Origin of the sequence: Vibrio sp. V08_P9A1T1 (genome assembly GCF_963874405.1) — a bacterium.
GTDB lineage: Bacteria > Pseudomonadota > Gammaproteobacteria > Enterobacterales > Vibrionaceae > Vibrio > Vibrio anguillarum.
The window spans coordinates 1-6,111 of sequence record NZ_CAWNIB010000107.1; the positions used below are offsets into that span (position 1 = coordinate 1).

General features: G+C 42.7%; 7 protein-coding genes. 6 read left to right on the top strand and 1 reads right to left on the bottom strand.

Annotation, left to right across the window (positions count from 1 at the left end; translation table 11 throughout):
- The first annotated feature begins 257 nt into the window (after positions 1-257).
- The 6 genes from AACT21_RS05295 (at position 258) to AACT21_RS05320 (ending at position 5,777) form a co-directional block, all read left to right on the top strand.
- Positions 258-1,286 (top strand): amino acid ABC transporter substrate-binding protein, encoded by a 1,029-nt coding sequence (locus AACT21_RS05295; protein ID WP_026027113.1) that lies wholly within the window; start codon positions 258-260, stop codon positions 1,284-1,286.
- A gap of 69 nt (positions 1,287-1,355) precedes the next feature.
- A complete protein-coding gene (locus tag AACT21_RS05300) occupies positions 1,356-2,561 on the top strand; it encodes an amino acid ABC transporter permease (RefSeq protein ID WP_017044681.1) in 1,206 nt (401 codons plus the stop codon).
- Position 2,562: 1 nt separating this feature from the next.
- Positions 2,563-3,660 (top strand): amino acid ABC transporter permease, encoded by a 1,098-nt coding sequence (locus AACT21_RS05305; RefSeq protein ID WP_026028006.1) that lies wholly within the window; start codon positions 2,563-2,565, stop codon positions 3,658-3,660.
- Positions 3,661-3,680: 20 nt separating this feature from the next.
- On the top strand, positions 3,681-4,448 hold the full coding sequence (locus AACT21_RS05310; protein ID WP_094164414.1) for an amino acid ABC transporter ATP-binding protein: 768 nt from the start codon (positions 3,681-3,683) through the stop codon (positions 4,446-4,448).
- Between the two features lie 204 nt (positions 4,449-4,652).
- Positions 4,653-5,321 carry a Bax inhibitor-1 family protein gene (locus tag AACT21_RS05315; RefSeq protein WP_010318447.1) on the top strand — a complete coding sequence of 223 codons (669 nt, stop codon included), beginning with the start codon at positions 4,653-4,655 and terminating at the stop codon, positions 5,319-5,321.
- Between the two features lie 126 nt (positions 5,322-5,447).
- On the top strand, positions 5,448-5,777 hold the full coding sequence (locus AACT21_RS05320; RefSeq protein ID WP_047689503.1) for a TusE/DsrC/DsvC family sulfur relay protein: 330 nt from the start codon (positions 5,448-5,450) through the stop codon (positions 5,775-5,777).
- A gap of 55 nt (positions 5,778-5,832) precedes the next feature.
- On the opposite strand, the gene yccX is transcribed toward AACT21_RS05320, so the two are convergent.
- A partial coding sequence (gene yccX, locus AACT21_RS05325; protein ID WP_094164415.1) for an acylphosphatase occupies positions 5,833-6,111 on the bottom strand: 279 nt, incomplete at its 5' end.

Below are 6,111 nucleotides of genomic sequence, written 5' to 3' on the forward strand. Positions count from 1 at the left end.
CTATTGAACATGGTTGCACTATTTACAATCTTGCAACATTTGTTCATTCTAGCTGCAGCTTAGGTTTGTGAATCTAATCAAAAATCTTTCAAATTACTAATTTGAGAAAATACAAATCATTACCTACGCTTATAAACGGTTGATTTGTAAATGTGCGATTGCATGCAAATACAACTTGGAAAGCTACACAACAACATTTTTAGTACGTTGTATCAGGTGTCACCTGGTTTAACATGGATCATACAGGAAGGATACAAATGGCGAATAAACTCACTGTTCTTGCTTCTGTTGTAGCAGCTTCTACTGCCATGATGGCGACGACAGCTTCAGCAGCAGATAGCACTTTAGATAAAGTACTTTCGCAAGGTTTTATTACTTGTGGTGTGAGCACTGGTCTACCAGGCTTTTCCAACCCGAACTCAAAAGGGGAATGGGAAGGCATTGATGTTGAATATTGCCAGGCACTTGCCGCAGCAGTTCTTGGTGACAAATCGAAAGTAAAATATGTTCCACTCACAGCAAAAGAACGGTTTACCGCCCTACAATCAGGTGAAATCGATGTTCTTTCGCGCAATACAACCTGGACGCTCCAACGCGACGCAGCACTCGGCCTTAATTTTGTCGGCGTAAACTATTATGACGGTCAAGGGTTCATGGTGAAAAAAGACCTAGGAGTGAAAAGTGCAAAAGAGCTTGATGGGGCATCGGTTTGTGTCCAATCCGGTACAACTACTGAGTTGAACTTGGCGGACTACTTCCGCAACACAGGCATGAAATACAAACCTGTGGTATTCGATACAGCAGCGCAAACCTCAAAAGGTTTTGACGCGGGCCGTTGCGATGCTCTAACAACCGACCAATCTGGTTTGTATGCGTTACGTTTGAACTTAACTGATCCTAACGTCGCGGTTGTATTACCTGAAATCATTTCTAAAGAACCACTTGGGCCCGTTGTTCGTCAAGATGATGACAAGTGGTTTAACGTGGCGAAATGGACTCTCAATGCGATGGTTAACGCAGAAGAGTACGGTATTACCTCAAAAAATGCAGATGAAATGCTTAAATCTAGCGATCCTAATATCAAACGCATACTTGGCCTGGACGGTCCTAAAGGTAAAGGTTTGGGCATTCGCGATGATTGGGGATACCAAATTGTAAAACAAGTCGGTAACTATGGTGAAAGTTTTGAACGCACTGTAGGTAAAGGTTCTCCACTACAAATCGCACGAGGTGCAAATGCGTTGTGGAATGCTGGCGGCTTTATGTACGCTCCACCACTTCGTTAATAGTCACACAATCCCAAATAGGCGGTTTTAACCGCCTTTTTGGAAAAATGGATTTGAGGTTATAGTTGTATGAAACCTACTAAAACTATTGCGGCTAGCTCAGGAGCTCCCTCGGCTAAAAGCGCAAATTTGTTCTACAATCCTACTTTTCGTTCAGTTGCCTTTCAAATTATTGCTGTTCTCGTTCTGGTTTTTTTCTTTTACACCATTGTGACCAATGCACTTTCTAACTTAAGTTCTCGAGGCATTGCCACGGGGTTTGACTTCCTAGATCAAGAAGCTGGCTTTGGGATTGGCCTTACTTTGATCGAATACAATGAAACCTTTAGTTATGGGCGAACTTTTATCATAGGTTTACTCAATACCGCGCTAGTTTCTTTTTTAGGCGTTGTATTTGCCACCCTTTTAGGTTTCTTTATCGGTATTGCTCGTCTCTCTTCCAACTGGTTAGTCAGTCGACTTGCTGCTGTGTATATAGAAATCTTCCGTAATATTCCTTTATTACTGCAAATTTTCTTTTGGTATTTTGCCGTGTTACAGGCTCTACCATCGCCTAGGCAAAGCATGCAGTTAGGGGATTCTATTTTTCTCAATGTACGTGGTCTGTTCTTCCCTGCTCCCATTTTCGAAAGTGGCAGCACATTTATCTTTATTGCCTTTCTTGCTGGCTTACTAACCACCTTAATTATTGGCATTTGGGCTCGAAACAAACAGCGTTTAACAGGTCAGCAGACGCCTATGGGTAGAATTGCGGCTATCTTGTGCATTCTACTTCCTGTCATTGTGTACTTTGCTATGGGCCGTCCAGTGTCAGCAGAGTATCCACAACTGCAAGGGTTCAACTTCCAAGGTGGCATCAGTATTATCCCTGAGTTAGCCGCACTGCTGATTGCACTAAGTATTTATACGGCCGCATTTATTGCCGAAATTGTCCGTTCTGGCATTAATGCGGTGAGCCATGGTCAATCCGAAGCAGCAATGTCATTAGGATTATCTCGTTCAAAAACATTAAAACTCGTGGTCATTCCTCAAGCGCTGCGCATCATCATTCCGCCACTCACCAGCCAATATCTGAACTTAACCAAAAACTCATCATTAGCGATGGCGATTGGCTACCCTGATTTGGTTTCTGTTTTTGCCGGCACAACGCTCAATCAAACGGGTCAAGCGATTGAAATTATTGCGATGACTATGGGTGTTTACCTCACTCTCAGTTTGACGACATCGGCATTAATGAATATCTATAACCGTAAAGTTGCTTTGGTGGAGAGATAAGATGAAAGTACATCAGTTTCAACCTAACTTGCCACCGCCAGCCAATACCGTTGGCTTCATTGGGTGGCTGCGCAAAAATCTTTTTAATAACGCACTCAATTCCATCGTTACACTGATCTTAGGGTATTTCGCCTTCTGGCTTGTTTGGCATACTGTCGATTGGGCGATTATTAATGCAGATTGGGTAGGTACACAACGTAGTGATTGCACTCGTGAGGGGGCGTGTTGGGTGTTTATTAGCGTACGCTGGGATCAGTTTATGTATGGATTTTATCCAGAAGCTGAGCTATGGCGACCTCGCCTCTTCTATTTCACTCTTGCTATTTTTAGTGCGTTGCTCGCCTATGAAAATACACCGAAAAAAACGTGGATTTGGTTGTTTTTTGTCAACATCTACCCATTTCTTATCGCGGCGTTACTCTATGGCGGCTTTTTCGGCCTAGAAGTGGTTGAAACGCATAAGTGGGGAGGCTTATTAGTTACGCTGATTATTGCCTTAGTTGGGATTGTTGTCTCGTTACCGATTGGCGTTGTACTGGCGTTGGGCCGGCGTTCCGAGATGCCCATTATTCGCAGCCTATGTACCGTTTACATCGAGGTTTGGAGAGGTGTGCCACTGATTACAGTTTTGTTTATGGCATCCGTTATGCTGCCTCTGTTCCTCTCGCAAGGCTCAGAAACGGATAAATTGGTTAGAGCATTAATTGGGGTGGTTATGTTCAGTTCGGCTTATATGGCAGAAGTGGTTCGTGGTGGTTTACAAGCGATACCTAAAGGTCAATACGAAGCCGCCGATGCGTTAGGTTTAAGTTACTGGAAAAAAGTCGGTTTGATTATTTTGCCGCAAGCACTGAAGATCACGATCCCATCTATCGTTAATACCTTCATTGGCCTATTTAAAGATACCAGCTTAGTACTCATTATCGGGATGTTTGACGTGCTCGGTATTGGACAAGCTGCCAATACCGATCCGGATTGGTTAGGCTTTTCTACTGAAAGTTATATATTTGTCGCGTTAGTGTTCTGGGTGTTCTGCTTTTCTATGTCTAGATATTCGATATGGCTTGAAAACAAACTCCATACTGGTCACAAACGATAACTACAAATCAAGGACGTATTATGACGCAGCAACGCAACCTCGCACCTTCTGAAGAAATCATGATTCAGATTAATGATATGAATAAATGGTACGGTGAATTTCATGTACTAAAGAACATCAATCTTACCGATAAAAAAGGCGAAAAGATCGTTATTTGTGGCCCTTCAGGCTCAGGAAAATCGACCATGATTCGCTGTATTAACCGCTTGGAAGAGCACCAAAAAGGACAAATCGTCGTCGCGGGCAACGAACTGACGGAAGATCTTAAAAATATCGAAGCTGTGCGACGCGAGGTCGGTATGTGCTTCCAACATTTCAATCTTTTTCCACATTTAACCGTGTTAGAAAACTGTACACTCGCTCCAATTTGGGTAAAAAAGATGCCTAAAGGAGAAGCTGAAGCGGTTGCGATGAAGTACTTGGAACGCGTAAAGATTCCTGATCAAGCCGACAAATATCCCGGTCAACTTTCTGGCGGTCAGCAGCAACGAGTTGCGATTGCACGCTCATTGTGCATGAACCCACAGATTATGTTATTTGATGAACCAACATCTGCACTTGACCCGGAAATGGTACGGGAAGTATTAGATGTTATGGTTGAACTCGCAGGAGAAGGCATGACGATGCTTTGTGTTACCCATGAGATGGGCTTTGCTAAAGAAGTGGCCGATCGCGTTATTTTCATGGATGCTGGTGAGATCATTGAAGAAAATAACCCTGTTGAATTTTTTGAAAATCCTCAATCCGATAGAACGCGCAATTTTCTCTCTCAAATTCTCCATCATTAATGGATTAACGACCAACAAAGAGAGAGGTGAACATCACCTCTCTCTTTGTTTATGAGCATAGACACATGGTGTTACACATTCTTTAACATCTAAGTGACTATTTTTATTAAAATTTACACAAAACAAATACGATACAGGGCTTGCTTTTTAGCTCATTCAGCCCCATAAATGTACAAACAAACATAAACCCTTACGAGGAAGATTATGAACAGCCCAATGTTTACTCGCTCAGCTAGCTTAGAGAGCACACTACAAACTAATAAAGTGTTGAAGAATACTTACTTCTTGCTTTCAATGACTCTTATCACTAGTGCTATTGCTGCGATGGCAACAATGGCAATGCAGATTTCACCATTCATGGCACTCGCTATGCAGTTGGGAGCAATCGGTATTCTATTCTTCGTGATGCCTAAAGCCATTAACTCTTCTTCTGGTATAGTGTGGACATTTGTGTTCACCACATTAATGGGCGGTGCTCTGGGACCAATGCTTAATCACTATGCGGCAATCCCGAATGGCTCTAGCATTATTGCTCAAGCACTCGGTCTTACTGGCCTTGTTTTTATGGGCTTATCCGCTTATACCATTACGACTAAAAAAGACTTTTCGTTCATGAGAAGTTTTTTAATGGCAGGCCTCATTATTGTCATCGTTGCAGCGATTATTAATATTTTTGTTGGTTCTACCGTTGGCCAACTTGCGATCAGCAGCATCGCGGCGCTCGTGTTTTCTGGTTTTATCCTATTTGACACAAGCCGCATCGTACGAGGTGAAGAGACAAACTACATTAGTGCTACCATCTCAATGTATCTAAATATTCTGAACTTGTTCACAAGCTTATTGGCTATTTTAGGCATTATGAACGACGACTAATTTACGTCGACATTTTGTCCAAACGAGCCCGCAAGCCACAGCTTGCGGGCTTTTTGCTTTCTAAACAGTTGAGATCACACATTCACTACGCTACCCTAAACGCGGATTTTTAATCGAGTAATAAAGATGTTTGAATACAATGGCAAAACCGTCGAAACTGATGCTCAGGGTTACCTCCTAGACCATACCCAATGGGAAGAAGGAATGATCCAGACACTGGCCAGTCAGGAAGATATCGAGTTAACAGACGCTCATCTAGAAGTCATTTGGTTCGTGCGCCACTTTTATGAAGAGTTTAATACTTCACCCGCAGTGCGTATGTTAGTCAAAGCGATGGAAAAAGCGCATGGTCCGGAAAAAGGCAATAGTAAATATCTGTTCAAACTCTTTAAAAAAGGCCCTGCCAAACAAGCAACTAAACTTGCTGGGTTACCAAAACCTGCCAAATGCTTGTAGTGCGAAACTAAGCTCCAAGCAACTTAACCATACAAAGCACAAAGCGGTGCTACTTTTAAAGTATTTCGAATCCGCTATATTTTTCAGTATAAGAAAGAAGTGATTCACGCGACACCGACATTACTTTCGCCGTTTTGGGGCCTTGTTGAAGCCACTGATAAAACTGCTCCAAATTTTCACTATTCCCAATGGCGATGACTTCAACCTCGCCGTTATGTAAATTTTTGGCATAGCCTGTTAAGCCTAGCGTTAGTCCTTGATGAGCGGTGTGATAACGAAAACCAACCCCTTGGACCCTGCCTGTCACGATAAACTTGTCGCACTGTTGAGCCAT